This is a genomic window from Devosia soli, assembly GCF_000970455.1.
In the GTDB taxonomy this organism is placed as follows: Bacteria; Pseudomonadota; Alphaproteobacteria; order Rhizobiales; family Devosiaceae; genus Devosia; species Devosia soli.
The window spans coordinates 266,029-292,421 of sequence record NZ_LAJG01000042.1 but is presented as its reverse complement, the minus strand read 5'-3'; the positions used below and the strand labels follow the sequence as shown (position 1 = coordinate 292,421).

Annotated in this window: 24 protein-coding genes and 1 tRNA gene; 13 read left to right on the top strand and 12 right to left on the bottom strand. The window is 61.0% G+C overall.

What is annotated here, in order from left to right; genetic code table 11:
• The first annotated feature begins 16 nt into the window (after positions 1-16).
• The 4 genes from fsa (at position 17) to VW35_RS17895 (ending at position 3,858) form a co-directional block, all read left to right on the top strand.
• Positions 17-670 carry a fructose-6-phosphate aldolase gene (gene fsa / locus VW35_RS17910; protein WP_046144426.1) on the top strand — a complete coding sequence of 218 codons (654 nt, stop codon included), beginning with the start codon at positions 17-19 and terminating at the stop codon, positions 668-670.
• A gap of 103 nt (positions 671-773) precedes the next feature.
• Positions 774-1,832 carry an Mrp/NBP35 family ATP-binding protein gene (locus VW35_RS17905; RefSeq protein ID WP_046144425.1) on the top strand — a complete coding sequence of 353 codons (1,059 nt, stop codon included), beginning with the start codon at positions 774-776 and terminating at the stop codon, positions 1,830-1,832.
• A gap of 436 nt (positions 1,833-2,268) precedes the next feature.
• On the top strand, positions 2,269-3,582 hold the full coding sequence (locus tag VW35_RS17900) for a GH1 family beta-glucosidase (RefSeq protein WP_046144424.1): 1,314 nt from the start codon (positions 2,269-2,271) through the stop codon (positions 3,580-3,582).
• Positions 3,583-3,633: 51 nt separating this feature from the next.
• Positions 3,634-3,858, top strand: a complete 225-nt coding sequence (locus VW35_RS17895) for a DUF3072 domain-containing protein (protein WP_046144423.1) — start codon at positions 3,634-3,636, stop codon at positions 3,856-3,858.
• On the opposite strand, the gene VW35_RS17890 is transcribed toward VW35_RS17895, so the two are convergent.
• From VW35_RS17890 to VW35_RS17870, 5 genes are all read right to left on the bottom strand, one after another.
• Positions 3,855-5,411 (bottom strand): dipeptide ABC transporter ATP-binding protein, encoded by a 1,557-nt coding sequence (locus VW35_RS17890; protein ID WP_046144574.1) that lies wholly within the window; start codon positions 5,409-5,411, stop codon positions 3,855-3,857. The two genes, VW35_RS17895 and VW35_RS17890, sit on opposite strands and share 4 nt — an antisense overlap.
• A complete protein-coding gene (locus VW35_RS17885) occupies positions 5,398-6,246 on the bottom strand; it encodes an ABC transporter permease (protein WP_046144422.1) in 849 nt (282 codons plus the stop codon). Before VW35_RS17885 ends, VW35_RS17890 begins: the two co-directional genes overlap by 14 nt.
• Entirely contained in the window at positions 6,243-7,193 is a 951-nt protein-coding gene (locus VW35_RS17880; RefSeq protein ID WP_046144573.1) for an ABC transporter permease, read from the bottom strand. Before VW35_RS17880 ends, VW35_RS17885 begins: the two co-directional genes overlap by 4 nt.
• 72 nt (positions 7,194-7,265) lie before the next feature.
• Positions 7,266-8,744 carry an ABC transporter substrate-binding protein gene (locus VW35_RS17875; protein WP_046144421.1) on the bottom strand — a complete coding sequence of 493 codons (1,479 nt, stop codon included), beginning with the start codon at positions 8,742-8,744 and terminating at the stop codon, positions 7,266-7,268.
• 167 nt (positions 8,745-8,911) lie between these two features.
• Positions 8,912-11,590, bottom strand: coding sequence for a sensor histidine kinase (locus tag VW35_RS17870; RefSeq protein WP_083982994.1), 2,679 nt, complete (start codon positions 11,588-11,590; stop codon positions 8,912-8,914).
• Between the two features lie 303 nt (positions 11,591-11,893).
• On the opposite strand from VW35_RS17870, the gene VW35_RS17865 reads away from it, so the two are divergent.
• Positions 11,894-11,970: transfer RNA gene (locus VW35_RS17865), tRNA-His, on the top strand.
• 53 nt (positions 11,971-12,023) lie between these two features.
• Here the strand turns inward: VW35_RS17865 and VW35_RS17860 are convergent.
• Both VW35_RS17860 and VW35_RS17855 read right to left on the bottom strand, forming a co-directional pair.
• Positions 12,024-14,078 (bottom strand): TadE/TadG family type IV pilus assembly protein, encoded by a 2,055-nt coding sequence (locus VW35_RS17860; protein ID WP_046144419.1) that lies wholly within the window; start codon positions 14,076-14,078, stop codon positions 12,024-12,026.
• A gap of 50 nt (positions 14,079-14,128) precedes the next feature.
• Positions 14,129-14,752 carry a L,D-transpeptidase gene (locus VW35_RS17855; RefSeq protein ID WP_083982992.1) on the bottom strand — a complete coding sequence of 208 codons (624 nt, stop codon included), beginning with the start codon at positions 14,750-14,752 and terminating at the stop codon, positions 14,129-14,131.
• A gap of 468 nt (positions 14,753-15,220) precedes the next feature.
• Between VW35_RS17855 and VW35_RS17850 the strand changes: the two genes are divergently transcribed.
• The 4 genes from VW35_RS17850 to hisG all read left to right on the top strand — a co-directional run bounded on the left by VW35_RS17850 (position 15,221) and on the right by hisG (position 18,794).
• Positions 15,221-15,481, top strand: coding sequence for a hypothetical protein (locus tag VW35_RS17850; protein WP_046144417.1), 261 nt, complete (start codon positions 15,221-15,223; stop codon positions 15,479-15,481).
• A gap of 103 nt (positions 15,482-15,584) precedes the next feature.
• Complete coding sequence (hisS, locus tag VW35_RS17845) at positions 15,585-17,003, top strand: histidine--tRNA ligase (protein WP_046144416.1); 1,419 nt, start codon at positions 15,585-15,587, stop codon at positions 17,001-17,003.
• A 25-nt stretch (positions 17,004-17,028) separates the two neighbouring features.
• Complete coding sequence (locus tag VW35_RS17840) at positions 17,029-18,093, top strand: ATP phosphoribosyltransferase regulatory subunit (RefSeq protein WP_052951848.1); 1,065 nt, start codon at positions 17,029-17,031, stop codon at positions 18,091-18,093.
• Entirely contained in the window at positions 18,090-18,794 is a 705-nt protein-coding gene (gene hisG, locus VW35_RS17835) for an ATP phosphoribosyltransferase (RefSeq protein WP_046144415.1), read from the top strand. The genes VW35_RS17840 and hisG overlap by 4 nt, the downstream gene beginning before the upstream one ends.
• A gap of 30 nt (positions 18,795-18,824) precedes the next feature.
• On the opposite strand, the gene VW35_RS22175 is transcribed toward hisG, so the two are convergent.
• Positions 18,825-18,959 carry a hypothetical protein gene (locus VW35_RS22175; RefSeq protein WP_280136771.1) on the bottom strand — a complete coding sequence of 45 codons (135 nt, stop codon included), beginning with the start codon at positions 18,957-18,959 and terminating at the stop codon, positions 18,825-18,827.
• 138 nt (positions 18,960-19,097) lie between these two features.
• Between VW35_RS22175 and VW35_RS17830 the strand changes: the two genes are divergently transcribed.
• Entirely contained in the window at positions 19,098-19,847 is a 750-nt protein-coding gene (locus tag VW35_RS17830) for a TSUP family transporter (protein WP_046144414.1), read from the top strand.
• On the opposite strand, the gene VW35_RS17825 is transcribed toward VW35_RS17830, so the two are convergent.
• From VW35_RS17825 to VW35_RS17815, 3 genes are all read right to left on the bottom strand, one after another.
• Positions 19,848-20,084, bottom strand: coding sequence for a BrnA antitoxin family protein (locus VW35_RS17825; RefSeq protein ID WP_046144413.1), 237 nt, complete (start codon positions 20,082-20,084; stop codon positions 19,848-19,850).
• 240 nt (positions 20,085-20,324) lie between these two features.
• On the bottom strand, positions 20,325-21,965 hold the full coding sequence (gene groL, locus VW35_RS17820) for a chaperonin GroEL (RefSeq protein ID WP_046144412.1): 1,641 nt from the start codon (positions 21,963-21,965) through the stop codon (positions 20,325-20,327).
• A gap of 47 nt (positions 21,966-22,012) precedes the next feature.
• On the bottom strand, positions 22,013-22,303 hold the full coding sequence (locus VW35_RS17815; protein ID WP_046144411.1) for a co-chaperone GroES: 291 nt from the start codon (positions 22,301-22,303) through the stop codon (positions 22,013-22,015).
• Between the two features lie 185 nt (positions 22,304-22,488).
• Here VW35_RS17815 and VW35_RS17810 point away from each other — a divergent pair, with 185 nt between their 5' ends.
• From VW35_RS17810 to VW35_RS17800, 3 genes are all read left to right on the top strand, one after another.
• On the top strand, positions 22,489-22,848 hold the full coding sequence (locus VW35_RS17810; protein ID WP_046144410.1) for a DUF427 domain-containing protein: 360 nt from the start codon (positions 22,489-22,491) through the stop codon (positions 22,846-22,848).
• 116 nt (positions 22,849-22,964) lie between these two features.
• Entirely contained in the window at positions 22,965-23,159 is a 195-nt protein-coding gene (locus tag VW35_RS17805) for a hypothetical protein (RefSeq protein WP_046144409.1), read from the top strand.
• A gap of 27 nt (positions 23,160-23,186) precedes the next feature.
• Positions 23,187-24,173 (top strand): DMT family transporter, encoded by a 987-nt coding sequence (locus VW35_RS17800; protein ID WP_052951847.1) that lies wholly within the window; start codon positions 23,187-23,189, stop codon positions 24,171-24,173.
• Positions 24,174-24,788: 615 nt separating this feature from the next.
• On the opposite strand, the gene VW35_RS17795 is transcribed toward VW35_RS17800, so the two are convergent.
• On the bottom strand, positions 24,789-26,189 hold the full coding sequence (locus VW35_RS17795; protein ID WP_244465935.1) for a sigma-54-dependent transcriptional regulator: 1,401 nt from the start codon (positions 26,187-26,189) through the stop codon (positions 24,789-24,791).
• Between the last annotated feature and the right edge of the window lie 204 nt (positions 26,190-26,393).

Below are 26,393 nucleotides of genomic sequence, written 5' to 3'. Positions count from 1 at the left end.
TTTTTAGGAGGGAACGATGAAGTTCTTCGTCGACACTGCAGATACCGCCGCGATCAAGGAACTCAATGAGGCAGGGCTGATCAACGGTGTCACCACCAACCCGTCGCTGATCGCCAAGTCCGGCCGCGACTTCAAGGAAGTCATCAAGGAAATCTGCGGCATCACGTCCGATCCGGTCTCCGCCGAAGTCGCCAGTCTTGAATTCGATGGCATGGTCGCCGAAGGCGAACACTTGGCCAAGATCGCCTCCAACGTCGTCGTCAAGCTTCCGCTCACGCTCAATGGCTTGAAAGCAACCAAGTATTTCAAGGACAAGGGCATCAAGACCAACGTCACGCTCTGCTTCTCGGCCAACCAGGCGCTGCTCGCTGCCAAGGCCGGCGCGACCTACATCTCGCCCTTCCTCGGCCGCCTCGATGACATCAACCTCGATGGCGTCGAACTGATCGAAGACATCCGCACCATCTACGACAATTATCAGTTCGAGACGCAGATTCTCGCCGCTTCGATCCGCTCGCCCAACCACGTGACCCAGGTCGCCCTCGTCGGCGCCGACGTGGCGACCATCCCGCCAGACGTGATCAAGAAGCTCGCCAACCACCCGCTTACCAATGCGGGCATTGAAGGCTTCCTTAAGGATTGGGCCGGCACCGGCCAGTCGATCCTCTAAGGGCGACGTAATTCATTGATAGGCCGCGGCTATTTTCCGCGGCTGCGCTTCACGACCTCGCCCGCGCACCGCCTGGGGGAGGTCTTTTCTTTTGGGAGCCAAGATGGCCGATACCGAACTCGCCGCCCAGATTAAGGCTGCCCTTGCCAATGTGGACGTTCCCGGCGGCGGTGATCTCGCCAGCTATTCCGGCCTCTCCGAAATCATCGTCACCCCGAGCGCCGTTGCCTTCGCCGTCGCCGTCCAGCCGGGCATGGAAGCCGCCTTCGGTCCGGTCCGTGAGGCTGCGATCGCCGCTGCGAAAGATCTGTCCGGCGAACGCAAGCTGATGGTGTCTATTACCTCGGAGAAGCAGAACACGCCGAAATTTTCTCACGGCTCGCCCCAGCCACAGGGCAAGACGCGCGTTAAAGGCGTACGTCGCATCATCGCCGTCGGCTCGGGCAAGGGTGGCGTTGGCAAATCTACCACCTCGGTCAATCTCGCGCTTTCGCTCGCCGCCGAAGGCCTCAAGGTCGGCATGCTCGACGCCGATCTCTACGGCCCCTCGGTCCCCAAGCTGCTCGGCATCGAAGGCCGCACGGCTCTGCGCGACGATGGCATTTTTCAGCCACACGAAGCCTTTGGCCTGAAAGTCATGTCGATCGGCTCGATGCTCGTGCCGGGCCAGGCCGTCGTCTGGCGCGGTCCCATGGCCACGTCCGGCCTCCGGCAACTCCTCCGTGAAACCGATTGGGGCGATCTAGACGTCCTCGTCATCGACCTACCGCCCGGCACGGGCGACATCCATATCGGCCTTTTCCAGCAGACGATCGTCGATGGCGTCGTCATCGTCTCGACCCCGCAGGACCTCGCGCTGATCGACGCTCAAAAGGCCATCGACATGCTCCGCCGCATGTCCGTGCCGATCCTCGGCCTCATTGAAAACATGAGCTATTTCATCGCCCCAGATACCGGCAACCGCTACGATATTTTTGGAACTGGTGGCGCCGAACGGGCCGCCGCGCGCCTCGAAATTCCCTTCCTCGGCGCGGTCCCTCTGGTCATGTCCATCCGTGAATATTCAGACGACGGCATGCCGCCTCTCGTTGCCGAACCGGAGGGAACGGAGGCTGGTATCTATCGCCAGATCGCGCGGACCTTGCTGATCAAAGTCGCCTAGTTTGGCAGGGGTAGGGAAATTCCTTACATTGCCTTCAGAGGTGCACGATGATCACCAGCAAACTGACGAGCAAGGCTCAAACGACCATACCGCAATCGGTGCGTTAAGCGCTGAAGCTGAGTGAAGGCGATGAGATTGCCTATGCGATCGAAAATGGACGGGTCATCATGACACGCGCCAATGTCGAGACAGCAGACGACCCATTCGGCGTTTTCACCGAGTGGGACAGCGACGCCGACCGCCGAGCCTAGGCCGAGCTTTGAGCGCGGCGCGGTCGTCAGCGTTCCCTTTCTTTACATCAATCGACCCATGCTCCAGCGACGCCCAGCCATTGTGGTGTCGCAGCACTCGAAATCGGTGATGAAATCGATTGCATGGCATTTCCGAACCGGATATCCGAACTCTGATACAGGCGGCAGGCCTGAGCGGAGGGGCTATGTTCTCGATCGATCGGAAGGACTTTGGTCCTGACTTTACCTTTGGCGTGGCGACGGCGGCCTATCAGATCGAAGGTGGACAGCGCGATGGTCGCGGTCAGTCGATCTGGGACACCTTCTCTGCGACGCCCGGCAATGTGAAAAATGGCGATACCGGCCGCGATGCCTGCAATCACTATGAGCTTTGGCCGCAGGATCTCGATCTTATCCGGGATGGTGGTTTTGATGCCTATCGGTTTTCCTTCGCCTGGCCGCGCCTGATGCCGGAAGGCACGGGCGCTGTCAATCAGGCTGGCCTTGATTTCTATGATCGCCTGATAGATGGCATGCTCGAGCGCGGGCTCAAGCCATACGCAACGCTCTATCACTGGGATCTGCCTTCGACGCTGCAGGACCGCGGCGGCTGGATGAATCGCGACATTGCCAGCTGGTTCGCGGATTACGCAACGCTCGTCGGCGAAAGATTCGGCGATCGCCTTGCTGCCACGGCGACGATCAACGAGCCCTGGTGCGTTGCTTTTCTCAGCCATTATCTCGGCATCCACGCGCCCGGTTATCGCGATATGCGCGCCGCGGCCCGCGCCATGCATCATGTGCTTTTTGCCCATGGCACCGCTATCGATGCGCTGCGCGCGACGAGCACCAAAAATCTCGGTATCGTGCTCAACCTCGAAAAGTCCGAGCCGGCCACCGACAGTGAAGCCGACCAGGCCGCGTGCAATTTCGGCGATGCGGTCTTTAATCGCTGGTATCTCGGCGGCGTGCTCAAGGGCCAATATCCGAGCGAATTGACCGAATGGCTCGCGCCCTACCTGCCGGCCAATTACCAAGATGATATGGACGTCGTTTCCCGCCCGCTCGATTGGCTCGGGATCAACTACTATACCCGCGGACTTTACAAGGCTTCGAGTGATCCGAGCCGTCCAGTCGAACAGGTCAAGGGCAATCTTGAACTCACCGATATCGGCTGGGAAATCTACCACAAGGGCCTTTCGGATCTCTTGGTGCGTGTCTCCAACGAATACACAAAGATCCCGCTCTACGTGACCGAAAACGGCATGGCCGAGGTCGAGGGCGACGATGACCCGCGCCGTGTAAAATATTACGACGAGCATCTCAGGGCGGTGCTTGCTGCCCGTGCGGCCGGGGCCGATGTCCGCGGCTATTTCGCCTGGTCGCTGCTCGACAATTACGAATGGGCGGAGGGCTATGACAAGCGCTTTGGCCTCGTTCACGTCGACTATCAGACCCAGAAGCGCACGCCGAAGGCAAGCTACCGCTCGTTCCAAGGTCTGCTGCACAACACCCGTTGAGGGAACGGATTGGGTGGTGTGAACATTAAGAGAACAAACAGGAGTTCTCTCATGTCCACAAATTCAAAAGTCGATCCGGGTCCGCATTCCAATCTTGAAAAAGATCCGAACGAATGGACTACTGGCGATGACCCGATGACCGATGCGCAGGCGTCTTACTTGAAGACGCTGTCCGAGCAGGCGCATGAGCCGGAGGAATTCGACGATGAGCTCAGCAAGGCAGAAGCCTCGCGCCGGATCGACGCCTTGCGGAATAAGCTCGGGCTTGGCGGCTAGGCGCCGATATTGGGCAGGCGCGCGGCGATCAACGCCTTGGTCAAACGATGCTGGGGCGCTGCGAAAAGCGCCGCGGGAGCGCCTTCTTCAACGATTCTGCCGGCTTCCATGACAAGCACGCGATCCGCCATGGCCGCAACCATGTCGAGGTCGTGGCTGATGATGAGGTAGGTGAGCCCGAACTGGCTTTGGAGGCGCGCAAGGAGATCGAGCACGTCGCCGCGCACCGAGACATCGAGCGCCGAAACCGGTTCATCGAGTACGACGAGCTTTGGCCGCGTCACCAGCGCCCGGGCAATGGCGAGGCGCTGGCGTTGACCACCGGAAAATTCGTGCGGGTAGCGCACCAGCATCGCGCGATCAAGCCCGACGGATTCTATCGCCTCCGCGATGCGGAGTTGCCGGTCCATTGGGGTGACGCCCGGCACAAGGCGCAACGGTTCGCCAAGCGATTGCGCGACAGTCAGGCGCGGATCGAAACTGCCGAAGGGGTCCTGAAAAACTAGCGAGATATCCGCTCGGCGCGACGAAGGCAGGTCGGTGCCGCGATAGCGCGTGTCCTCGAGCTGCATCACGCCCGAGCTTGCCATGTCGAGCCCGACGATCATCCGTGCCATCGTCGTCTTGCCACATCCAGATGGGCCAACAAGCGCCAGACATTCGCCGCTGGAAATTGTCAGGCTGACATCGTCGACCGCGAGGAGCGCTTGTCGGCGCGCGCGCCAGAAACCACCCTGCGCAAAAGCCCGCGTGACGCGTTCGACGGAAAGCAGCGCCTTGCCGGCAATGTGCGGTTCGCCCTGGCGCGGCACCATTCGTGTCGCAGCTACGAGCTTTTGCGTATAGGCGTGTTGCGGGTCCGCGAGGACGGTCGCGACGGGGCCCACTTCGATGAGCGTTCCAGCGCGCATGACGGCAACCTTATCGCACAATGCCGCAACCGCGCGCATATCATGGCTGATGAAGATCAGCGTCATTTGCCGGCGTTCGCAAATGTCGCGGATAAGGTCGAGCACGATACGCTGGGTGATGACATCGAGCGCCGAGGTCGGTTCATCAGCAATCATCAGGTCGGGGGCGCTGGCCAGCGCCATGGCGATCATAACGCGCTGGCGTTGTCCGCCCGACAGTTGATGCGGAAAGCGTTCCGCGTGTCGCCCTTCCAGTCCGACTTCGCTCAAAAGGCTGCCCACGGTACTCTGTTTCGCTGCATGGGCGAGGGCGATCGCCTCGGCAATCTGATCGCCGACCCGCATGAGCGGGTTGAGCGCGGTCATCGGTTCCTGAAACACCATGCCGATTTTCTGGCCGCGCAGCCGTGCCATGACTTTTTCGTCAGCGGGCAGGGGGGCGCCATCGAACGAGATGCTGCCCGAAACCTCGGCATTGTCGGGCAAAAGGCCGGCTATTGCCAAGGCAGTCAGGGACTTCCCCGAACCGCTTTCTCCGATAATGCCGAAGCGGTCGCCCGCGTCGATGCTGAGTGAGAGCCCGGACAGGGCCGCTTTCTCGACGAAGCGAATGGTGAGGTCGGCAATATCAACCAGCGACATTGGCAAGTCCAGGGCGGCGGAGGCGCGGATCGAGCGCGTCGCGAAGGCCATCACCGGCAATGTTGAGCGCGATGACGATGAGAACGATGGCCAAGCCCGGCGCGACGCTGAGCCAAGGATGGATAAGAAAGAGGCTTTGTGCGTCCCGCAGCATGAGACCAAGGCTCGTTTCCGGCGGCTGCGTGCCGAGGCCGATATAGGAAAGCCCCGCTTCTGCAAGGATGCCGAGCGAAAGCTGGATCGTTCCCTGGACGATGATGAGACTCGTGATGTTGGGCAGCAGATGCCGCATGGCAATTCCGGGTTTGCTCAAGCCTGCCAGCCTGGCCGCCGCGATGAAGTCGAGCGTTGAAAGTGCGATGGCGCCGCCCCGCGCCACCTGCGCAAAGACCGGAATATTGAAGATGCCGATGGCGATGATCGCATTGCCCGCGCCTGGCCCCATGAGCGCGGCGATCAGGATGGCGATGACCACAGCCGGAAAGGCGAAAGCGAGATCGGAAAAGCGCAGCACGAGCCATTCGACCTGCCCACCATAAATGGCTGCCGCGAGGCCGAGTGGTACGCCGACGCCGGCGCCGATCAGTACAGCGATGGCACCCACGGTGAAACTCGTCCGCGTGCCGAACATGATCAGCGAAAGCATGTCGCGACCGAGCTGGTCGGTCCCGAGCCAATGGTCAGGTCCGGGCGTCGCAAAGCGTCTCGCAACAGATATTTCGGCAATGGGAAACGGCGTCCAGACGACGGAAAGCAGCGCCAGGAGGGCAAAAATAACTGTTAGCGCAAGACCGATAGCCAAGCCGGGATGGGCGCGGAAAAGCTGTGCGTTCATGCGCTGCGCTGCCTCAGGCGTGGATCGACAAGCCCATAGGCAAGATCAACGACGAGCATGGTGAAGCTGACAACCAGGACAAGGATGATCGTAGCGCTGCGCACGAGGACGAGATCGCGCTCCATGATGGCAGTGTAGATTAACTTGCCCAGGCCGGGCAGGTAGAAGACGTTTTCGACGATAATCGTGCCGGCGATCAGAAAGGCAAATTGCAGCCCAAGAATCGTCAAGACGGGCAGAAGCGCATTGCGCACGCCATGACGCCACATGGCCTCCCCGAAGGTCATGCCTTTGGCGCGAGCGGTGCGGATAAAATCCTGCGTCGAAACATCCACGAGGGCCGTGCGCATCACTCGAGCCAGGATCGCCGCCTGCGGCAAGGCGAGTGCGAGGCTCGGCAGGACAAGGCCGCGGAGGGATGCTGCGGCGTCCTCATCCCAAGGCGTAAACCCACCAGGCGGCAGCCAGCGCAGCGTGACGGCAAAAAGCAGCGTCAGCAACATGCCGAACCAGAAATTCGGCACTGCGACGCCGGCCTGCGCGATCACCATTAGAACGGTATCGAGCGGCTTGCCACGATACATGGCGGCAAGGATCCCGAGGGGAAGGCCGACGAGCATCGAAACGAGCATGGCGAAGAGGGTCAAGGGCAGGGTGACGGCCATGCGCGCGGCGATCAAGTCTGCCACGGGAAGTTTCTGCGTCTGCGACACGCCGAAATCGCCACGCAGCATGCCCAAGAGCCAATTGCCGAAACGAAGGATGGCTGGATCGTCGAGTCCCATCTGAAGGCGCAAGGCGGCGACCGATTCAGGCGTCGCATTGATGCCGAGGATGAAGCGCGCTGGATCGCCGGGGAGCAGGTCGAGCAGCGCGAAAATGACGATGGCAGCGATGAGGATTGTGACGATAAAACCGAAAACCCGGCGGAGAATGTAGAGGGTCATCGGCGTAAGGTCCCACATCCGACCTCCCCCAAATCGGGGGAGGTTAAGTTGCGGGTGTCACGAGAGGAAGCGCTATTCAACCCAATGAATGTCGCGCAGCACCACGCCTTCGACGGGCGCGTTCTGCCACATGCCTTCGAGCTTGGCGTTCCAGACGCCGGTCTGGGCGAGTTCGAAGAGATAGCCGTTGACCGCGTCCTTGGCGATGATGGTCTGCATTTCCTGGGCCAGTTCCTTGCGCTTGGCCTCGTCGGTCGTGGCATTGAGCGTCTCGTTGAGGGCCTGGAACTCAGGGTTGTTGTAGCCGAAGTAGTAATCGGGATTGGCATAGATGCCAATGTCGAAGGGCTCGACATGGCTGATGATGGTGAGATCGAAGTCCTTGTTGGCAAAGACATCTTCGAGCCACTGCGCCCATTCCATATTGATCAGCTCGAGCTTGATGCCGACCTTGGCGAATTCGCTGGCAATGATCTGCCCGGAAGCGCGCGCATAGTTGACCGGCGGCAGCTTCAGCGTGGCTGAAAAGCCATCGGGATAGCCGGCTTCGGCGAGCAGTGCCTTGGCCTTTTCAATGTCATGGGGATAGGTGTTGGTCAGGTCGATATAATAAGGATTGTGCGGCGCGAAGTGGCTGCCGATCGGCACCCCATAACCATAAGTCGCGCCATCGATGATCTCCTGGCGGTCGATCGCATGCGCCATTGCCTGGCGTACGGCGAGCTTGTCGAAGGGCGGCCTGGCGTTGTTGGTCGAAAGGATCGTCTCGCCCTCGGTCGTGCCGACGACAACCTTGAATTGCGGGTTGGATTGGAAAATTGGCAGCGCTTCGGCAGCAAAATTGTAGGTGCCGTCGATGTCGCCGGCGAGAAGGGCATTGGTCATCGTCGTGGTATCGCCGATGAACACATAGGTCGCCTTGGTCAGGGCAGGCTTTTCACCCCAATATGGGCCGTATTGCTCGAGAATGACGCGGCTGCCGCGATCCCACTGCACGAAGGCAAAGGGGCCGGTGCCGATCGGGTCAGTGCCGTTATTGGCGGCGCTTTCCGTGGCGACGATCACCGCGTCGCCACGGCCGATATTGAAGAGGAAGAGCCCATCGGGGCGCGACAGCTTGAACTCGATAGTCAGCGGATCGATGACAGTAATGGCCGAGATGGCCTCGTAGAGCGCCTTCTGGGCATTGACGCTATCGTCTGCGAGAATACGATCAAAAGTGAACTTGACGTCTTCGGCATCAAAGCTGGTGCCGTCGTGAAAGGTCACTCCGTTATGGAGGGTGAAGCGGTATGTCAGGCCATCGTCGCTGATGGTCCATTCGGACGCGAGACCCGGCTGCACCGCGCCATCCTGGTCGATGCGGGTGAGGCCTTCGAAGACGTTCTGGTAGACGACGACGTCGATGGCCTCGGCAGCGCCGGCGGTCGGATCGAGGGCTGGTGGCTCAAGCGGGGCGCCCACGCGAATCTCGGTGGATTGCGCGAAAGCCAGGCTGGTGGCCAAAAGCAAACCGGCACTGGCCAGCGCAATGGACTTGGTCACTCTCATAACGGTCTCCCAGAAGTCGGCGCGGCTCCGCGCCTCCCGGCTAGGTATAGGCAAACTTGCGTTCCGGTACACCCCACCAAAGGTGCTAAAGTTTTCGCCCCGGTAACATAGGCTTAGGAAGATCGTCCGCAGAGGCCGCCTTGTGGGGCACGGGCCGTACGCCGCGGTCAGGCTGATGGCGCCATATCGACCAGATCTGCCGGGATGCGCAGGGTGAAGAGGACGCCGCTTTCACCAGCCGGGTCGACCGACAAAGAGACGGTATTGACGGCAAGGAGCGAGCGGGTCAGCGCCAGGCCAACGCTGGAGCGAACGGGCGCCAGCGCCTGTCCCGTCTTGCTGACGCCATCGCGGAAAACGACGAAACGCTCGGCCATGTCCACCGCATGGCTGGAATTGTCGCGCACATGGATGGCGATGCCGCCGTCATCGAGCCGCTGGGCCGAAATCACCACCGTGCTGCCGACAGGGCTCTGGTCGATGGCGCTGGCAAGAAGATTGAGCACGGCCTGCGTGAGCGAAGCACGATCGGCGGTGACGCGGGGCAAGGTTTCGGAAATGGCGCTGCGGACGATGACACGGCCTGCATTTGCCTGGTTGCGAATGCGCAGGACGCAGGTTTCTAGAAGCGCCGTGAGATCGAGGCTGGCGCGTTCGGCGAGGTATTTGCCCTCGCGCAGCCGGGCATAATCTTCGAGTTCATCGACGAGCGCCGCGATATCATTGCCGGCTGCGGCGATATCCTCGGCATAGGCGACATAGCGCTCATCGCCGAGGTCGCCAAAGGCCTTGCCGCGCAGCAGTTCGGCAAAGCCGATAATGGTATTGAGCGGCCGGCGCACGCCGCGGCTGATGCGCGCCAGAAGCGCAGGATCGGCGTCGGGCGCCCCGAGCGTGCGGCGCTGCGGGATGCTGCGCTGGCGCACAAGCGCGAAGTAGCCGGTAACCACCCCTGCCTGGCCCTGTGCAAAAAGCACGATCTCGGACTTGCTGTCCTGCGACTGCAGGATGATCGAGGGGCGTTCAGTTTCGGCAAAGCGCGCCGGGCGCTCGAGGAAAGCGCGAAGCGCGATTGCGTCCTCGGGCGATGTCAGCGCCGAAAGCGGTTTGCCCAGAATGCTGGAGCCGGCGCCGAGTGCGGCATTGGCCGGCGCATTGGTCAGGCGGACGACGCCTGAACGGCTGGCCTCGATGAACCCATCGCCTCGAAGATCGGCAAAGGTCTGGGCAAAGGCGCGAACGGCGTCTTCATGCCCGGTGCGCACTTCGGTGGCGCTCGCCGACAGCATCAGGGCGGGGCGCCCCTGCCAGGAGGTCGACTGCAACCGCGCCGTCACCGGCACGAGCGTTCCGTCGCGCTGAACCAGATGATTGACGGGCCCGGCATCCTGTTCCCCATTGCTCGCGGGGAAAACGGCCGCCAGCCCGGCCTGGCGCAAAGCCTCGACGGAGTCATAGCCGACCATTTCGGTGATGGCGCGATTGGCGAAAAGAATCTGCTGGTCCCGGAAGACCAGAATGCCGAGCGGAAGGCGATTGAGGACAAGCGTTTCGCCGCCGAGATTGACCAGTGATCCACCGTTGGATTCGGCGGGGGCTGGGCGCACGGCTGGAACGCTTGTCGGCCCCTGGCTGCGATCGCCAAGGCCAACGCGATCGTTGAGAATGCGCGAAAGCTCGTCGAAATTGTAGCGCGACACGCGCTCGACAAGGTCCGGATCCGGCACCGGCTCGTCAGTCGCAAGCGGCAGGTCGGGCGAGCCAGGCGGAAACAGCGTGTCGTCGGCAACAGGTGATGCCTCTGTTTCCGTCACCTCCGGTGCTGGTTGGACTGAGGCGACGAAGCCGCGTCCGGTGATCTTGAAAAGCTGCGGCGGGGATTCCGGCTGCTCTTCTGCTGGTGCTGAAGGGATGGCATCGTCGGCACTATTGAGCGGGCTGAAAAGATTGTCGTCAGCCGCCAGTCGATCGACCAATTGGCTGAGGCTGCGAAAGAGCGGTCGGTCTTCAGCTTCTTCAGCAGGCGCGGCTTCGACGCTTTCAGCCGGTGAGGCGATTTCGAGCGTCAACTCGGGCTCCGCCCAATCGGCCGTTTCCGAAGCTGGCCGGTCTTCAAATATGCGCTGATTCTCTGCCTCGCCCCGCGCCCCGTAAACGCTTTCGGGATCCGCATCCTGCCAGTTGTGCAATTCGCGCGAATAGCTGTCGTCGCCACCGATGGCGGCCGCAACCGGGGCAGGCGCCTCGGCTTCCCGTTCATGGTCGGCGTCGACCGCCAAGGGCTCGCGGATATCGCTGCTCGGAGTTTGATCTGGCGCAGGCGGCTGAGGTTCCTCAACGGGCGCCTCTCGAGCAGCCTCATCCTCGCCGAGAGTTTCGGACGGCATGTCCGCGCTCACTGTTTCGGGCGGAAGCGCGTCCGTCGGCTGCCGGTCTCCCATGTCATCTGCCTGACGCAGCCCGGCCTCATAGGCGGCAATGATCTCGGCTTCGATCGGGTCGACGCCGACAATGAGAAGGCAGGGCTCGTTATCGATCCAGGCCAGCGGGGTCGTTGCGCATGTCGCCGAGGCGGGCTTGTCGCCGGCGGTAAACTGGATGCGGGCTAGGCTCGTGCGGCCGAGGGAGCCGAGGCGAATGGTGCGTGCCACCTGCCCCTTGAGCGGCACCGCGAGAGGCGCGAGCTTCAGACCGCTTTTCTTGAGCTTGGCAAGAAATAGCGTAGCGGCGGGATTGGACCAGAGCAGGTTCTGTCCGTCTTGCGACCATAGCCAAGCCGGCCGCGCATCTTGCGCATGCTGCAGCACCCGTCGGGCGTTCGGCAATGTGGTCCAGTCGGCATTCATCGTCGACGTGTTCAGGCTCTTGTCCCACTGTGCCAGTTCAGCACAATTTTAAAAGGTTCTTTAAGTGTTCTTATTATCGCGCCCCTCGGAACGAATCCAGCCTGAGGCGTGCCTATCGGTTGCTCAATCGCGACCATGGTTAAACGCGAGGTCCTAAGGAATGGTCACGAGCACGTGAATTTGTGCGTCGGGGCCGACTTCCGACAACTGTCCACAGGACCAAAATCGGTGCTTGTCATTGTGACGATCTCGACCTATGTTCCGCCCGTTTTCGGCCGGCGCCTATGTGCCGCGCGCTGATATGCCGCCTTAGCTCAGTTGGTTAGAGCGCTAGATTGTGGATCTAGAGGTCCTCCGTTCAATCCGGAGAGGCGGTACCACTCCCAGACAATCTTGTTGCTGTTGTGGTCCTCGCGCAATTTTGCGCGAGCGGTCAAATCGCAAGGCGCAGAGCGGAGAGTTCGTTGGCAATCGACTCGAACACATCCCGAAGTTCGCTCGATTTCTTGGGCAGGCGCGCGTTGCCGGCATTGCTGGCACAATCGCTGAGCATCGCCTCGACGACGCTTTGCGAGCTTTGTGAGACCTTATCGGTCGCAAGGCCGATCGTGTAAACGCGAATGCCTGCCGCCTTGGCATTGGCGCAAGTCTGCGCCGTGCGCTCGTTCATTTGGGTGACGAGATTGGCATTCGACGTTCCCATCGGCCCCAGGCGGTTGATGTTGCCGCTACTGGTCGAGCCACTGCTGGTATTTTGGGAATTGTATGGGAAACCGTAGGCCGTGTTGTAGCACTTGCCGTTGAGGTCCCGCATGGCGCTGTTGCAATAGTTCGAGAGATTGTAATCGGTATTCTCGCCGTCGGTCATGATGATCAGCACCTTGCTGATCGATTTGTCCGTGCTGCTGCCGCCCTCGGTAAAGGGTGAGCCGGGCGTCAAGACGCGATAGCCCCAGACCGTGCCTTCATGGATATTGGTGCCGCCTTCGGCCACCATGCTCTCGATGGTGTCGATGACCTTCTTGATGTCGCTGGTCAGCGGCAGGATCGAGGTACGTGTACAATCGGCATTTGGGCCGCTCGAAAAGCCCTGACTGCCAATCGTCTGCTGATACTTGCATACCCGCTCCTGCAGTTCACGAGTGGACAAGCCAAAGGGAACGAAGCTCGCGCAGGTGCCGGTGCGCTTCTGCTGCGAAGTGCTCCCATTCACAGATTCCCAACTGCCATAGGTTGGATTTCGGCAGGCACAGCTCGGTGGCAGCGCGCCGTAGAAGGCTTTGTTGTAGAGGGCGTTGCTGACGAAATTGATCGGCGACGCGGTGTCCACTACCCCCTTGGTCAGGTAAGGGTTGCCCCAGTTACCGTTTGACTTGGTTCTCTGTTCTTCGATCGTGCATTTGGTTGCCCCCTGCGCCGGCCGGTCGCAGATCGCCGGACTGTCGGCATTGGCCGTGGTCCAACCAATATTGTTAAGATAGCTCGAGCTCACGATCGCCGTCGTATTGTTGATATAGTTGTTCCCGCCGGTCCCGGACGGCAGATCGGGCGCAAATTGTGGCACGAAGAGCGTGTCTCCGGACGTGGGCGTTGTGTCGTCGGTGTCGAGATATTCGGTCGACAGCGTGCCGCTCTTGGTGTGCGGCCGCGCATCGACACAGCCGCGCCAGGCCTGGCCCGTCGCGGCAAAGAGGCTCTGCCGGGTTGGGAAAGTATAAGAGCCCGAGCTCAGCACGAGACGGCTTTCATCGTCGTCATTGTCGAAATTGTCGAAGTGGGTTGAGGAGGCCCCGGTCTTGTCCATCCAGGTGGCGTTGGCATTGTTGGCGCCGACATTGACGAACATGGTGAAGGGCACGATGCCCACGCGCACGTTCTTGACGAGTTCAGCGCTGGCTGTGGGGATGCACGTATTGCTGTTGCCAGGCTTATCCTGAACTTCGGAATACATCAGGATATAGGTTGCGCACTTGGCCGCGTCGACCAGATTGGTCATGCGGCTTTCGCTGGCCATTGAGCCGGAATTGTCGAGCACCATGACGACTTCGAGCGCCAGCTTTTCGCGTGTCGCCTTGGATTCGACATTGGCGCTGAGGGTGTTGACGCCGACAAGCGACACAAAGCTCGTTGGCACATCGATATGGGCTTCGAAATAGAGCGACCCGTCATTGGGGTTGCCCTTGGTCGCAATGATCTTGGCGCCGAGTTTGTCATTGCCCATGCGCTCGCTGAGGAAGGCCTGGGCGAGGTTCTGGACTTCAGATTCGCTGAAATTGCTTTCAAAGATTTTTGGTTGCAGCGCGAGCGCGGCCGCATCGAGCGCGACCTGCGCGCGATTGCGCCCCTGTTCCATCGCCACATAGTCGACCACGGCGCCGCCGAGCGCGATCAGCACGATGGCCATCACGCCGAACATCAGCGCAAAGGCGCCGCGATCGTCCCGCAAGAAACGCCGGAGCAGCCGGCCAGTCGTGGTTTTCGAGGTCAATCGCAAGCTCCCCTCAGACGGGCGCCGACAATTTTGCCGTCAAATCCTTGCTAAAGAACCACCACTTTCGTTTTCAATTGTACGCGCTCGTAAAGATCTATCACGTCTTCGTTGGTCATGCGGATGCAGCCCGACGAAACATTCTGTCCGATGCTCCAGGGCTCGGTCGTGCCGTGGATACGATAGAGCGTCGAGCCGAGATAAAGGGCGCGGGCGCCAAGAGGATTGCCCGGACCGCCCTCCATGTGTGCCGGCAAGCCCGGTTGGCGGGCGCGCATTTCGGCCGGCGGCGTCCAGCCGGGCCATTCCGCTTTTCGCGACACACGATGGGTGCCGCTCCATTCAAAGCCATCGCGCGCAACGCCGATGCCATAGCGAAGGGCGCGGCCATCGCCGAGAACGAAGTAGAGAAAATGCGCGCTGGTATCGACGACGATCGTCCCGGACCGTTCCCCGGTCGGGTAGGGGACGACCTGACGCAGGTAGATCGGATTGACGCGCGGGTCGGCCTGCAAGGCCAGTGCGTGACGCGGGCGCTGGGTGCTCATCGTCACTCCCGGCGGCGGCGCATAACGCCAACCCGGCTGAAAACGCGTTTCAGCGCCGGCCGAAGCCACCGATGCCATCATCATGGCCGTTGTCGCCAATCCCAGACCCCATGCACGCATCGCCATGGCTCTCTGCTCACGTTTCGTTCGAGTTGAGGCCTGAGTTTGCCCTTTCAACCGCAAAAGCCGCGTCAACCGGCGTGGTAAACAAAGCACGAGAGAAGAAGGCTAATGCGGCGTAAAAGGCTGTGGCGAAACGGCCACACTAAAGCGGGTGCGACAGACTGTCTCACTTTTCACTTGCCGATCACGGAAGCGCGATTTAAGCGTTCATAGTCCGAATTGCCAACCGAGGGAGGCACTTGAATGAAAGTCATGTTGTTCCGCCGCTCGGGGAATTGGCATCATCTTGCCGGTAATGGTCACTACGCGGCCTAAGGCTTTTCCAGCCACCCGGTAACCTTCTGGGCCTTCGGGTCCCGGACATGTCCAACCCACTGCCAAGTGTCGATTCCGGGTCGTATTGCGTCCGCGGTCACACATCTTATCCCTTCAACAAGAGGCCGGCAGGATTCGACCTGCCGGAAAATCGCTATGTCTTCGACTGTGCTTTCCGAGCGCAATGTCATCTTGCGCCTTGAATTCTCCATCGCCGATGCCGTGCATCAGCGCGGACTCCTGCCGGTTATCGCCAGCGCCCTCAGCGCGTGGTGGCATCGCCCGCGGGTTCCAAGCCAACTGCCGGCCTATTTGCGGGACGACGTGGGCCTGCCGCCGGTTGCAGAACCCATTGCCTGGCATTCGCTGCCCACGGCTGCGCTGATCCCCCACCGCCCCAGGCGGAGAGTGTCTTGATCCTCCATGGCAGCCGGGCCCCGCCCGGCTGCCGCCCCGCCCCGACAGTTGTTTCTCGTGCCCTGATCCGCTAGGAACGGCGCGACTTCGTGAAGGCTCTCCCATGACCGAAAAGACCAAGCTCATCGCGCCGCGCTTGCCGCGTGGTTTTGAAGACCGCACCCCCGGCGACATCGCCGCCGTCGGCCAGATGATCGAGACCATCCGCAAGGTTTATGAGCGCTACGGTTTCGATCCCGTCGAAACACCGCTCCTCGAACTCACCGAGACGCTTGGAAAATTCCTGCCCGATACCGACCGACCCAATGCAGGCGTCTTTTCCTTGCAGGATGACGACGAGCAGTGGATGAGCCTCCGCTACGATCTCACCGCGCCGCTTGCCCGCTATTTCGCCGAGAATTTCGAAACTCTGCCAAAGCCTTACCGCTCCTATCGGCAGGGCTATGTGTTCCGAAACGAAAAGCCTGGCCCGGGCCGCTTCCGTCAGTTCATGCAATTCGACGCCGACACCGTCGGCGCGCCCGGCCCTGAGGCCGATGCCGAGATGTGCATGATGATGGCCGACGTCATGGATGCGCTCGGATTGGCGGGGAAGTACGTCGTCCGGGCCAACAACCGCAAGGTGCTCGACGGGGTGCTCGAAGCCGCCGGCGTGACGTCAGACGAGCAGAAGCTCGCCGTTCTTCGCGCTGTCGACAAGCTCGACAAGTTCGGCCAAGAAGGCGTCAAACTGCTTCTGGGTGCGGGCCGCAAGGACGAGAGTGGCGACTTCACTAAAGGCGCTGATCTCACCGATGCACAGGCCGCCGTGGTCCTCGACTATGTCGCTGGCAAGCCGCCGGCCGATAATGAAGGCGTCACCGAACTTGACGCCATGCAGACGTTGTTCGATGCCGCTGGCTATGGTCCTGATCGGATCAAGATCGACCCATCCGTCGTCCGCGGCCTCGAATACTATACCGGCCCCGTGTTCGAAATCGAACTGACCTTCAAGGTGCAGAACGAAAAGGGCCAGGACGTGGTCTTCGGTTCCGTTGGTGGCGGTGGACGATATGATGGGCTCGTTTCCCGCTTTCGGCGCGAACCCGTTCCGGCGACGGGTTTTTCCATCGGTGTTTCGCGCCTCGCCAATGCGCTGAAACTGACGGGCAATCTCGGATCTAAAGAGCCCGTTGGCCCGGTCGTCGTGCTCGTCATGGATAAGGACCAGACGGCCCGCTATCAGGCGATGGTTTCAGAACTGCGGAAAGCCGGGATTCGCGCCGAAATGTTCCTCGGCTCCACCAAGAATTTTGGCAAGCAGGTCGCCTATGCCGATAAGCGCAACGCGCCGGCCGTCGTTATCGAAGGCAGCCAGGAGCGCGAACAGGGCATCCTGCAAATCAAGGATCTGGTCGCCGGCAAGCAGGCCGCAGAAGCCATTACCGACAATGCCGAATGGAAAGCCGCGCGGCCGGGCCAGTTCGAGATCAAGCGGGAAGATCTGGTGCCGGCGATCCAGAAGCTTTTGAGCGAGCAGTGATGCTTTCGAGCGAGGGCGCAAGAAAATGACCAATGCCGCCATGCGCCGAGCTCAGCTCGAAGCGCTCGTTGAAGCGCAAGGCGGCTGTCGCGCGACGCCGCCACTGCTCTTGCCCGCCGATCCCTATTTCGATCTCGCGGGGGAGGAATTCGGCCGCCGTCTGCTGCTGACGACCGATTCAACTGGCGCCGAACATTGCCTTCGCCCGGAATTCACCCTGCCCATCACGCGCGACTATATTGCCGATGGCACACGGCAACCCGCGGCCTTCACCTATCTTGGCCCGATCTTTCGCCAGCGCGACACCGGCCCCGCCGAATTCGATCAGGCGGGTATCGAGCTTCTTGCCCAGCCCGATGGCGATGTGGCGCTCGATCAGGTGTTTACCTTTGCCCGCGCGGCGCTCTCGATCTATGGCCTGCCGGCAAACATCCGGCTTGGCGGTGTTGGTCTTTTCGAAGCCTTGCTGGTGCAGGCCGACATGCCGGCCGCCTGGCGCCCGCGCATTCGCCATCGTTTCGGTCACCCCGAAGCCATGGAGCGGCTGCTGAGCCGCCTTGAGGCTGCGCCCGATGCGCAACGGCAGGAGCAGCCCTCGCGCGATGTGCTGATCGAGGATGTCACGGCGCGCATGGTTTCGACCGGTCTAAGCCTTTCCGAAGGCCGGAAGCCCGAAGAAATTGCCGACCGATATCTCGAACAACAGGCGCTCGATGTCGCGCACGTGCCGGCAGAAACGCTGAAGCTCCTGCGCGATTACCTGGCTATTTCCGGGGATGTGCTTTCAGCCCTGCGCCAGATCGAAGCGCTGGCCGAGAAGCACAAGCTGATGCTTGGTGCGCCAATCCGGGCCATCCGCCGCCATCTCGATAAACTCGGGGAAGCGCGCATCACCTTTGACGCCGCCTTTTCGCCGCGGCTCGATTATTATACCGGCATCGTCTTTGAAATGACCGGGCGGAGCGGCGAGGTGCTGGCGTCGGGCGGTCAATATGACCGGCTGCTCGAGCGTCTCGGCGCGACCGCGCCCATTGCTGCATCCGGTTGTGCGCTTTGGGTCGATCGTCTGGAAGCGGAGGTTTCGGCATGAGCGGCATCACCCTGGCCGTACCCTCCAAAGGACGCCTTGAAGAACTGACCCGCCAGTGGTTTGCCGAACGTGGCCTTTCCATCTCCCGCCCCGGTGGCGCGCGCTCTTATCTCGGCGTCATGGACGGTGAGCCAGATGTCACGGTGCGTTTCTTCCCAGCCTCGGAGATTGCCCGCGAGCTGATCCGGGGAAATATCGATATTGGCGTGACGGGGCGTGACCTGATCCACGAGACCAGCGAAAATGGACCTAGTTCGGTGCATTTTGCACGGTCGCTCGAATTCGGCCACGCCGACGTCGTCATCGCGGTGCCCGATGCCTGGATCGACGTCACGCATCTTCATGACCTTGCCGATGTGGCTTCCGATTTCCGCAGTCGCCATAAGCGCTGGCTGCGCATCGCCACCAAATATATCACCATCACGCGCCAGCATTTTGCCAAGGCCGGGATTGCAGAATACCGCATCGTCGAGAGCCTGGGCGCGACGGAAGCGGCGCCTGCCTCGGGTGTTGCGGATATCGTGGTCGATATTACCTCGACCGGCTCGACCTTGGCGGCCAACGGCCTCCGCGTGCTCGAGGATGGCGTAATGCTCAAAAGCGAAGCCAACCTTATTGTCTCGCGGACGGCGGATTGGCCGGCGGAAAAGAAAGCCCATCTCGACGACCTGTTGCAGCGGCTCGGCGCAACGGCGACCTAAGACGCAGGCGGAGCGGCCACCATGGAACCGTTAGTCGTACCCCTGCTCGCCTTTGGTATTGTTCTCGTCATTATCGTCGCCCTGGGTCAGCGTGACAGAAGGCGCCGAACCGGCAAAGGCTCGAATGCAGACGGCGGTAGCGGCGACGCGGGGCCTGACGCTCATCGTCACGACCATGACGGCGACGCCAGCGACGGTGGCAGCGACGGCGGCGGGGGTGATGGCGGTGGAGGAGGGGATTGATCTCCCCTATCAAGCCCGAAGGCACGGTGCTAAGAGGCGCCGGCTTACCTTGGTTGTCCCATGCTCGATCCGCTTGTTCTTCTCGCCCTCGGCATCGTCGGCCTCCTTGCCGGCTTTGTTGATGCCGTAGCCGGCGGCGGCGGCATGCTATCGGTCCCCGCTCTGCTTTCGGCTGGTCTTCCGCCTATCCAGGCGCTGGCGACCAACAAGATGCAATCTGCTATCGGCACCACCATCGCCACCTATACCTATTGGCGGCGTGGCTTTGTGTCGCTCAAGGCGCTGTTGCCCTCGGTGGCGGTCACCTATGCTGGTAGCCTTCTTGGCGCCTTCACGGTCAAGCAAGTTGATACGTCGGTACTCGACCTGATCGTGCCGATCGCGCTGATCTGCATCGCGATCTACTTCCTCTTTGCGCCCAATCTGTCCGACGCCGATCGCGCGGCGCGCCTGCCGTTTCCGACGCTTGTGCCGCTGCTCGGCTTTTGCGTTGGCTTTTACGATGGGGTATTCGGGCCGGGTACGGGCTCGTTTTTCACCATCGGTTTCGTGCTGCTGTTTGGCCTCGGCATCACGCGCGCCGCCGGCAATACCAAGCTCTTGAACCTGGTCTCTAACCTTGCCGCGCTGACCATATTCATCACCAGTGGCGACGTCGTCTGGCCAGCCGTTTTCGCCATGGCCGTCGGTCAGATCATGGGCGGCTACATCGGCGCCCATGCTGGCATCCGCTTCGGCGCCAAGCTCATCCGGCCGCTCGTCGTCGTGATCTCGATCGCCATGGCCATCAAGCTGCTCGTCTGGCCCTAGCTATTCGCTTTCAAGTCCAGCCGCCTTGCGCAGTACTTCATTGATCCGCTCCTGCCAGCCAGGGCCGTCGTCCTGGAAATGTTCGAGCACGGCACGGTCGAGCCGGATCGAGACCAGCTCTTTTCCCTCTGGCGGCGTCGACGCCTTCGGCTTCATGACGTCGACTGGCTTGGTCGTCGCGCTTTTGAAGGCTGCTTCTGCCTGATCGTAAGCGCTGCCGCGCCTTGGCGTTCTCATTGCCGGTCTGGCTCCTCTTTGCGCGGCAGCCTAGCCTTTTGCCGCCCATGAAAAAAGCCCCGGTGTTGCCACCGGAGCTTTCCACCAAGATCGTGACTGGGAAGAAACGATCCTGGAAGCCTTTTGTCTTTTAAGCGGCAAGTCGCCCGAACGTTGGCCTCTCACGCGGAGAACCAGCGGTCGGCGGTTTGCCGACCGCGATACGGTCCGTGAGCGAAAAGGAAGTCTAAGGCGTTAGCCTTAGAAGTCCATGCCGCCCATGCCGCCCATGCCGCCGGCGCCCGGCATTGCCGGAGCTTCAGCCTTGGGGGCTTCGACGATGGTGGCTTCCGTCGTGATCAGGAGCGAAGCAACCGAAGCTGCGTCCTGGAGAGCATGACGGACAACCTTGACCGGGTCGATAACGCCGAGAGCAACGAGGTCACCATATTCGCCGGTGGCAGCGTTGTAACCGAACGAAGGAGCCGGGTTTTCGAGGATCTTGTCGACAACGACCGAACCTTCGGCGCCGGCATTGTTGGCAATGGTGCGAACCGGAGCCTGAAGAGCGCGGCGAACGATTGCGATACCAGCTTCCTGGTCAGCATTCGCGCCCTTGACGGTCAGGTTGGCCGAAGCGCGGAGGAGGGCAACGCCACCACCCGGAACAATGCCTTCTTCGACGGCAGCGCGGGTTGCGTTGAGCGCGTCGTCGACGCGGTCCTTGCGTTCCTTGACTTCAACTTCGGTCGAACCGCCGACCTTGATCACGGCAACGCCGCCAGCGAGCTTTGCAAGACGTTCCTGCAGCTTCTCGCGGTCGTAGTCCGAGGTGGTTTCCTCGATCTGTGCCTTGATCTGACCAACGCGGCCCTGGATGTCTTCCTGGGAGCCGGCGCCATCGACGATGGTGGTGTTTTCCTTGGTGATTTCGACGCGCTTGGCAGTGCCGAGCATGTCGAGGGTCACGTTCTCGAGCTTGATGCCGAGGTCTTCCGAGATCACCTGACCACCGGTCAGGATGGCGATGTCTTCAAGCATGGCCTTGCGGCGGTCGCCGAAGCCCGGAGCCTTGACGGCGGCAACCTTGAGGCCGCCGCGCAGACGGTTGACGACGAGGGTCGCGAGAGCCTCACCTTCGATGTCTTCGGCAATGATCAGCAGCGGGCGCTGGGACTGAACGACGGCTTCGAGGATCGGCAGGATGGCCTGCAGGTTCGCGAGCTTCTTTTCGTGCAGCAGGATGATCGGGTCCTCGAGGACTGCGGTCATCTTTTCAGCATTGGTGACGAAGTAGGGCGAGAGGTAGCCGCGGTCGAACTGCATGCCTTCAACGACATCGAGTTCGGTTTCAGCGGTCTTGGCTTCTTCGACGGTGATGACACCCTCGTTGCCGACCTTCTGCATGGCTTCCGAGATCATGTCGCCGATGGACGATTCGCCATTGGCCGAAATGGTGCCGACCTGGGCAACTTCGGAAGACGAGGTGATCTTCTTGGCCGAAGACTGGAGCGAGGAGACGACTTCGGCAACAGCCAGGTCAATACCGCGCTTGAGATCCATCGGGTTGAAGCCGGCAGCAACTGCCTTCACGCCCTCGACGACGATGGCCTGACCGAGAACGGTTGCGGTCGTCGTGCCGTCACCGGCGACGTCGTTGGTCTTGGAAGCGACCGAGCGAAGGAGCTGAGCGCCGAGGTTTTCGAACTTGTCTTCGAGTTCGATTTCCTTGGCAACCGAGACGCCGTCCTTGGTGATGCGTGGAGCACCGAAGGACTTTTCGATCACGACGTTACGGCCCTTGGGGCCGAGGGTGACCTTGACGGCATTGGCGAGGATATTGACGCCGCGCAGCATCTTTTCGCGGGCGTCGGTCGAGAACTTTACTTCTTTAGCAGCCATGTGAGGCGCTCCTTAGAATGGGTTAAACGACTGGATAGAAGAGGGTTTTAGACCTCGACGATACCCATGATGTCGCTTTCCTTCATGATGATCAGGTCTTCGCCGTTGAGCTTGACCTCGGTGCCGCTCCACTTGCCGAAGAGCACGCGATCGCCGGCCTTGACGTCGAGGGCATTGATCTTGCCGTTCTCGTCGCGGGCGCCGGGGCCAACGGAAACGATCACGCCCTCGGAGGGCTTTTCCTTGGCGGTGTCGGGGATGATGATCCCGCCCTTGGTCTTTTCTTCACTGTCGACGCGACGGACGACCACACGGTCGTGCAGGGGACGGAAGCCCATGATTCAGTTCCTCTTGGCATCATTTCTGGTGCAATTTCGGGCCGTGTTAGCACTCGAAGTCGGTGAGTGCTAACAAAGCTGACCGGGATATAGGGAGCACCCGGCATTGGAGTCAAGATCGGGTGAACGGAGATTTTGCTCGTGCGTTAACATGGGAAGATGACCCTTGAACGAAGGAGGCGACCGTGACCGCCGATGAAACTGCGACCGCCACTGTGACCCCCGTTTCCGGACGCGTGCATATCTTTTTCGACGACGCAGAAATCGCAAGCAGCGCCAATGCCATGCAGGTGAATGAAGCTAGTGGCAGGACGCAATATTTCGTGCCGCTCGATCATGTCCATCCCGGCATTTTGGAGGCTTCGGATACCCGGCGCGACGAGCCCGGAAAGGGCGAGGCGCATTTTTATACGATCAAGACGTTGACGGCAGACGGGCCAGACGAAGCCTGGTATTTCCCCTATGCCGAGGGCGAATATGCCGACATCCGCGACCTCATCACCTTTGGTGGGGCGCGCGTCAAAGTGACGGTTTCGGACGTCTAGGTGTTAGCACTCCGTTAGCGTTGACATCCTGTTTGGCGTGAATTGGTGGCTGAGACGCTAAATGGCGTCCCACTTTGTGCTTTCATCCGCCGTCCGCGTGCTGCATAAGGCTGACCATGAGCGAACAATCTTCTTATCAGATCAAGCTGCGCCTCAAGGGCGGCAGCGGCCCCAATGCCAACTGGCACTGGGAAATCCATGACGCGGACGGCAAGGTCGTCAAGACCGGTAGCGCTGTCGGACCGGAGCACAAGGCCTTCGCCACGGCGCGGATCGCCAAGGAAAAGCTGGAACAGTCCCAGTCCAAATAAGCCCGCTTCCAGCCGGGTCAGTGTGTCATGTCTGTTTTCCGAAAAGATCCCGCGCGTGCCGCGGCCCCTGCCGCGTCCGCGCCGGCAATGGCTGTCGCCAATCCCATGCGCGGGATCATGCTCAAGGTCGTCTCGGTCTTGTTCTTCGTCATCATGGCGACGATGCTCAAGGCGACCGAGACGGTGCCTTCGGGCGAAATGGTGTTCTTCCGCTCGTTCTTCGCGCTGATCCCGGTCCTCGGCTACCTTGCCTGGAAGAGGCGCTTCTATCAGGCCTTCGCGACCAAGCGGCCCCTCGGCCATATCTTGCGTGGGCTCGTGGGCGTGACCTCGATGAGCCTGGGGTTTTTTGCCCTGACGCGACTGCCGCTGCCGGAAGCGACTGCGATCAATTATGCGACGCCGCTTCTTATCGTCATCTTTTCCGCCGTTCTGCTGCATGAGCGGGTGCATGTATTCCGCTGGACAGCCGTCATGGTTGGGCTTGTCGGCGTGGTCATCATTCTCTGGCCGCGCCTGACCGTATTCAGCGGCGGCGAGGCACTCGGCGACGCCGAAGCAGTTGGGGCTATTGCCGCGCTCCTGGCGGCAGTCGTTTCCGCTTTTGCCCAGATGGCGGTGCGCAATCTGGTTCACACCGAGCGCACCGAAGCCATCGTTACATACTTTTTCATCAGCGCCAGCGTGCTCTCGCTGATGACCTTGCCGTTCGGCTGGGTGTGGCCGACCCCGCAGCAGGCTGCGCTCCTCGTCGGGGCGGGATTCTTCGGCGGGCTCGGACAGCTGTTGATGACATCCTCATATCGCTATGCCGACATGTCGGTGATCGCGCCGTTCGAATATGTCTCACTGCTCTTGACCATCGTCATCGGCTTTTTCGTCTTTGCCGAAGTGCCGACAGTGACGATGGTGGTGGGTGCATTGATCATCATCGGATCGGGCATTGCGGTGATCCTGCGCGAGCACCGGCTTGGTCTTGACCGGATCAAGGCCAAGGAAGCCACGACGCCTTAGCGTCTGACCCGATTAGAAAATTCGTGGTCCGCATAGGCTCGAACGTGCTGTCCCGTTCGAGGGGACCGAAGAGCGAGATGCCGTCGCCAAAAAAGGATCGGGAGGGTGCTGACGATCATGTCTTCGATCAGGCCGGCGCGAACCCATGGGAAAATGCGTGAAGGGGCTGTGTCCGTTGTTAACTTGCACTACGAACTCTTCCACCAAACGCGCCCCAGTTGCGGCAGAGGCTTGATTATTTCGTAGGGCCGCTTGCCCCGTTTCTGTTGGTTTGATCGGTATCCATCGCGACCCCGCCCTGGGCAGATGGCGCACCGCCGCCGGCCACTCTGTCGAGCATGTGGTCTGAGAGCTCCTGCGCATTGGAGCTCGGCTGCTGTGGCGGCTTTTTAGGAACAAGTTTCATTTATCGCTCCCTCAGGTGACATACCGTCATATCACAAGGCGGCCATGGGGGGGTGTCGCTAATGCTGGACAGTGTCCCATGATGCGAATGTTTCGTCCCGCCCACAATCGTTTGGGGGCAGCGGGCTGGTATATGGGGCAATGTTGCGCCATTCGGGCTGCTTGACTTGAGTAGCGCTCGCCGATCGCTTCAAGCCAGAAAACCTGCCGTCAGCCGGCCTTTTGCATTTCTGCCCAGCTCTGTCGCTTGCGATAAATGGTGGAGGGGCTGATTTCGAGTGCGGCGGCGGCCATCGAGATATTGCCGGAAAAGGCGGCGATAGCGTCTTCGATGATCTTTTGCTCCTGCTGCCACATGGGCAGGATAGCGCGGCGGCCTTCGCCGCGTGGCACGGCGGCGTGTATGGGGGCAAAGGCCTGGGATTCGATATCGGCGGCCGTGAGCATGGTCAGATCGATCTCGCCGCCATCGAACATCACGACGATGCGACGAACGAGGTTCTGCAATTGCCTCACATTGCCCGGCCAATCGGCGGCGGTCAGTTGCTGGGCGGCTTCGGCGGTGAAGGCGGAAAAGCTCTTGTGCTCTTCGCGCGCATAGCGATCGAGGAAATGGCGAGCGAGCACCATGATATCGGTCGGGCGCTGGCGCAACGGCGGCAGGTGGATCGGCAGGACGTGGAGCCGGTAGAAAAGGTCTTCGCGGAACTTACGCTCCGAAATCATCTGCAATGGATTGCGGTTGGTCGCACAGATGACGCGGACATCGACCTTGCGCATGTTAGATTCCCCGACGCGCGACAGCGTGCCGGTCTGGAGGAAGCGCAGGAGCTTGGACTGGAGCGAAAGATCCATCTCCCCGATTTCGTCGAGGAACAGTGTTCCGCCATCGGCGAGTTCTGCCGCGCCCTTGCGGTCTTCATGCGCACCGGTAAAGGCGCCACGGGCAACGCCAAAAAGTTCGCTTTCCATGAGATCGCGGGGAATGGCGGCGCAATTGATGGCGACGAACCGCTTGCCCGCGCGGGGGCCCTGGCTATGGAGCGCTTCGGCGCAGACATCCTTGCCGGTGCCGCTTTCGCCCGTGATAAAGACGGGCGCGGACGAGGTCGAGACGCGGCCAATCTGCTCGTAAATGAATTGCATGGCGCTCGAGGCGCCGACAAAGCCGGCAAAGTCGGCGGTTGCCTGGGGGCGGGCAGTATCGAGCCCGAGCGAGCGCGGACGGCCATGGCGCTGAGCGAGTTCGCCAATGCGGGTGGCAAGGGCCGAAGCAGCGATCGGTTTGGCGACATAATCATGGGCGCCGGCGCGCATGGCGCCAACTGCCGCCGTGACCGAGGCTCCGCCAGCCATGGCAACAACCAGCGCGCCTTCCGCAAGCCGGACGATGCGGCCCATGCCTTCTTCGTCGCGATCCGACAGGTCGGCAAGGCTGGGCATATCGGCGAGAATAATATCGAATCGATTGGCGCGGAGCAGCTCGATGGCTTCGCGCCCGGTCCTCGCGACCTCGACCTGGGGCGAACAGAGAAGGGCCTGGCTCAGCGATTCGCCGGTCTCGCATGCAGCCGCGGCATCGCTGTCAATCAACAGCAAACGCCCGCTCAACGCGTTTTCCAGGCCCGAATTCATTGCCATTACGACCAAATCCCAGTACTTCGCCGGTCACCGGATCGGTGCCAATCCGACCTCGGTGTTCGGCATGAGTGTTGACGAACAGGGTAAATAATCCGTTCTTTACCTGTAGGATCGCCTCTCAGTGCTTTTTCCGTCACATTGGCGATGGTATGACGGATAGGCCGAATCTTGACG

What these genes read in the sequence shown, in the direction of transcription:
- fsa (WP_046144426.1), top strand. Translation starts at nt 17, where the DNA reads ATGAAGTTCTTCGTCGACACTGCAGATACCGCCGCGATCAAGGAACTC.
- VW35_RS17905 (WP_046144425.1), top strand. Translation starts at nt 774, where the DNA reads ATGGCCGATACCGAACTCGCCGCCCAGATTAAGGCTGCCCTTGCCAAT.
- VW35_RS17900 (WP_046144424.1), top strand. Translation starts at nt 2,269, where the DNA reads ATGTTCTCGATCGATCGGAAGGACTTTGGTCCTGACTTTACCTTTGGC.
- VW35_RS17895 (WP_046144423.1), top strand. Translation starts at nt 3,634, where the DNA reads ATGTCCACAAATTCAAAAGTCGATCCGGGTCCGCATTCCAATCTTGAA.
- VW35_RS17890 (WP_046144574.1), bottom strand. Translation starts at nt 5,411, where the DNA reads ATGTCGCTGGTTGATATTGCCGACCTCACCATTCGCTTCGTCGAGAAA.
- VW35_RS17885 (WP_046144422.1), bottom strand. Translation starts at nt 6,246, where the DNA reads ATGAACGCACAGCTTTTCCGCGCCCATCCCGGCTTGGCTATCGGTCTT.
- VW35_RS17880 (WP_046144573.1), bottom strand. Translation starts at nt 7,193, where the DNA reads ATGACCCTCTACATTCTCCGCCGGGTTTTCGGTTTTATCGTCACAATC.
- VW35_RS17875 (WP_046144421.1), bottom strand. Translation starts at nt 8,744, where the DNA reads ATGAGAGTGACCAAGTCCATTGCGCTGGCCAGTGCCGGTTTGCTTTTG.
- VW35_RS17870 (WP_083982994.1), bottom strand. Translation starts at nt 11,590, where the DNA reads ATGAATGCCGACTGGACCACATTGCCGAACGCCCGACGGGTGCTGCAG.
- VW35_RS17855 (WP_083982992.1), bottom strand. Translation starts at nt 14,752, where the DNA reads ATGGCGATGCGTGCATGGGGTCTGGGATTGGCGACAACGGCCATGATG.
- VW35_RS17850 (WP_046144417.1), top strand. Translation starts at nt 15,221, where the DNA reads ATGTCTTCGACTGTGCTTTCCGAGCGCAATGTCATCTTGCGCCTTGAA.
- hisS (WP_046144416.1), top strand. Translation starts at nt 15,585, where the DNA reads ATGACCGAAAAGACCAAGCTCATCGCGCCGCGCTTGCCGCGTGGTTTT.
- VW35_RS17840 (WP_052951848.1), top strand. Translation starts at nt 17,029, where the DNA reads ATGACCAATGCCGCCATGCGCCGAGCTCAGCTCGAAGCGCTCGTTGAA.
- hisG (WP_046144415.1), top strand. Translation starts at nt 18,090, where the DNA reads ATGAGCGGCATCACCCTGGCCGTACCCTCCAAAGGACGCCTTGAAGAA.
- VW35_RS22175 (WP_280136771.1), bottom strand. Translation starts at nt 18,959, where the DNA reads ATGAGCGTCAGGCCCCGCGTCGCCGCTACCGCCGTCTGCATTCGAGCC.
- VW35_RS17830 (WP_046144414.1), top strand. Translation starts at nt 19,098, where the DNA reads ATGCTCGATCCGCTTGTTCTTCTCGCCCTCGGCATCGTCGGCCTCCTT.
- VW35_RS17825 (WP_046144413.1), bottom strand. Translation starts at nt 20,084, where the DNA reads ATGAGAACGCCAAGGCGCGGCAGCGCTTACGATCAGGCAGAAGCAGCC.
- groL (WP_046144412.1), bottom strand. Translation starts at nt 21,965, where the DNA reads ATGGCTGCTAAAGAAGTAAAGTTCTCGACCGACGCCCGCGAAAAGATG.
- VW35_RS17815 (WP_046144411.1), bottom strand. Translation starts at nt 22,303, where the DNA reads ATGGGCTTCCGTCCCCTGCACGACCGTGTGGTCGTCCGTCGCGTCGAC.
- VW35_RS17805 (WP_046144409.1), top strand. Translation starts at nt 22,965, where the DNA reads ATGAGCGAACAATCTTCTTATCAGATCAAGCTGCGCCTCAAGGGCGGC.
- VW35_RS17800 (WP_052951847.1), top strand. Translation starts at nt 23,187, where the DNA reads ATGTCTGTTTTCCGAAAAGATCCCGCGCGTGCCGCGGCCCCTGCCGCG.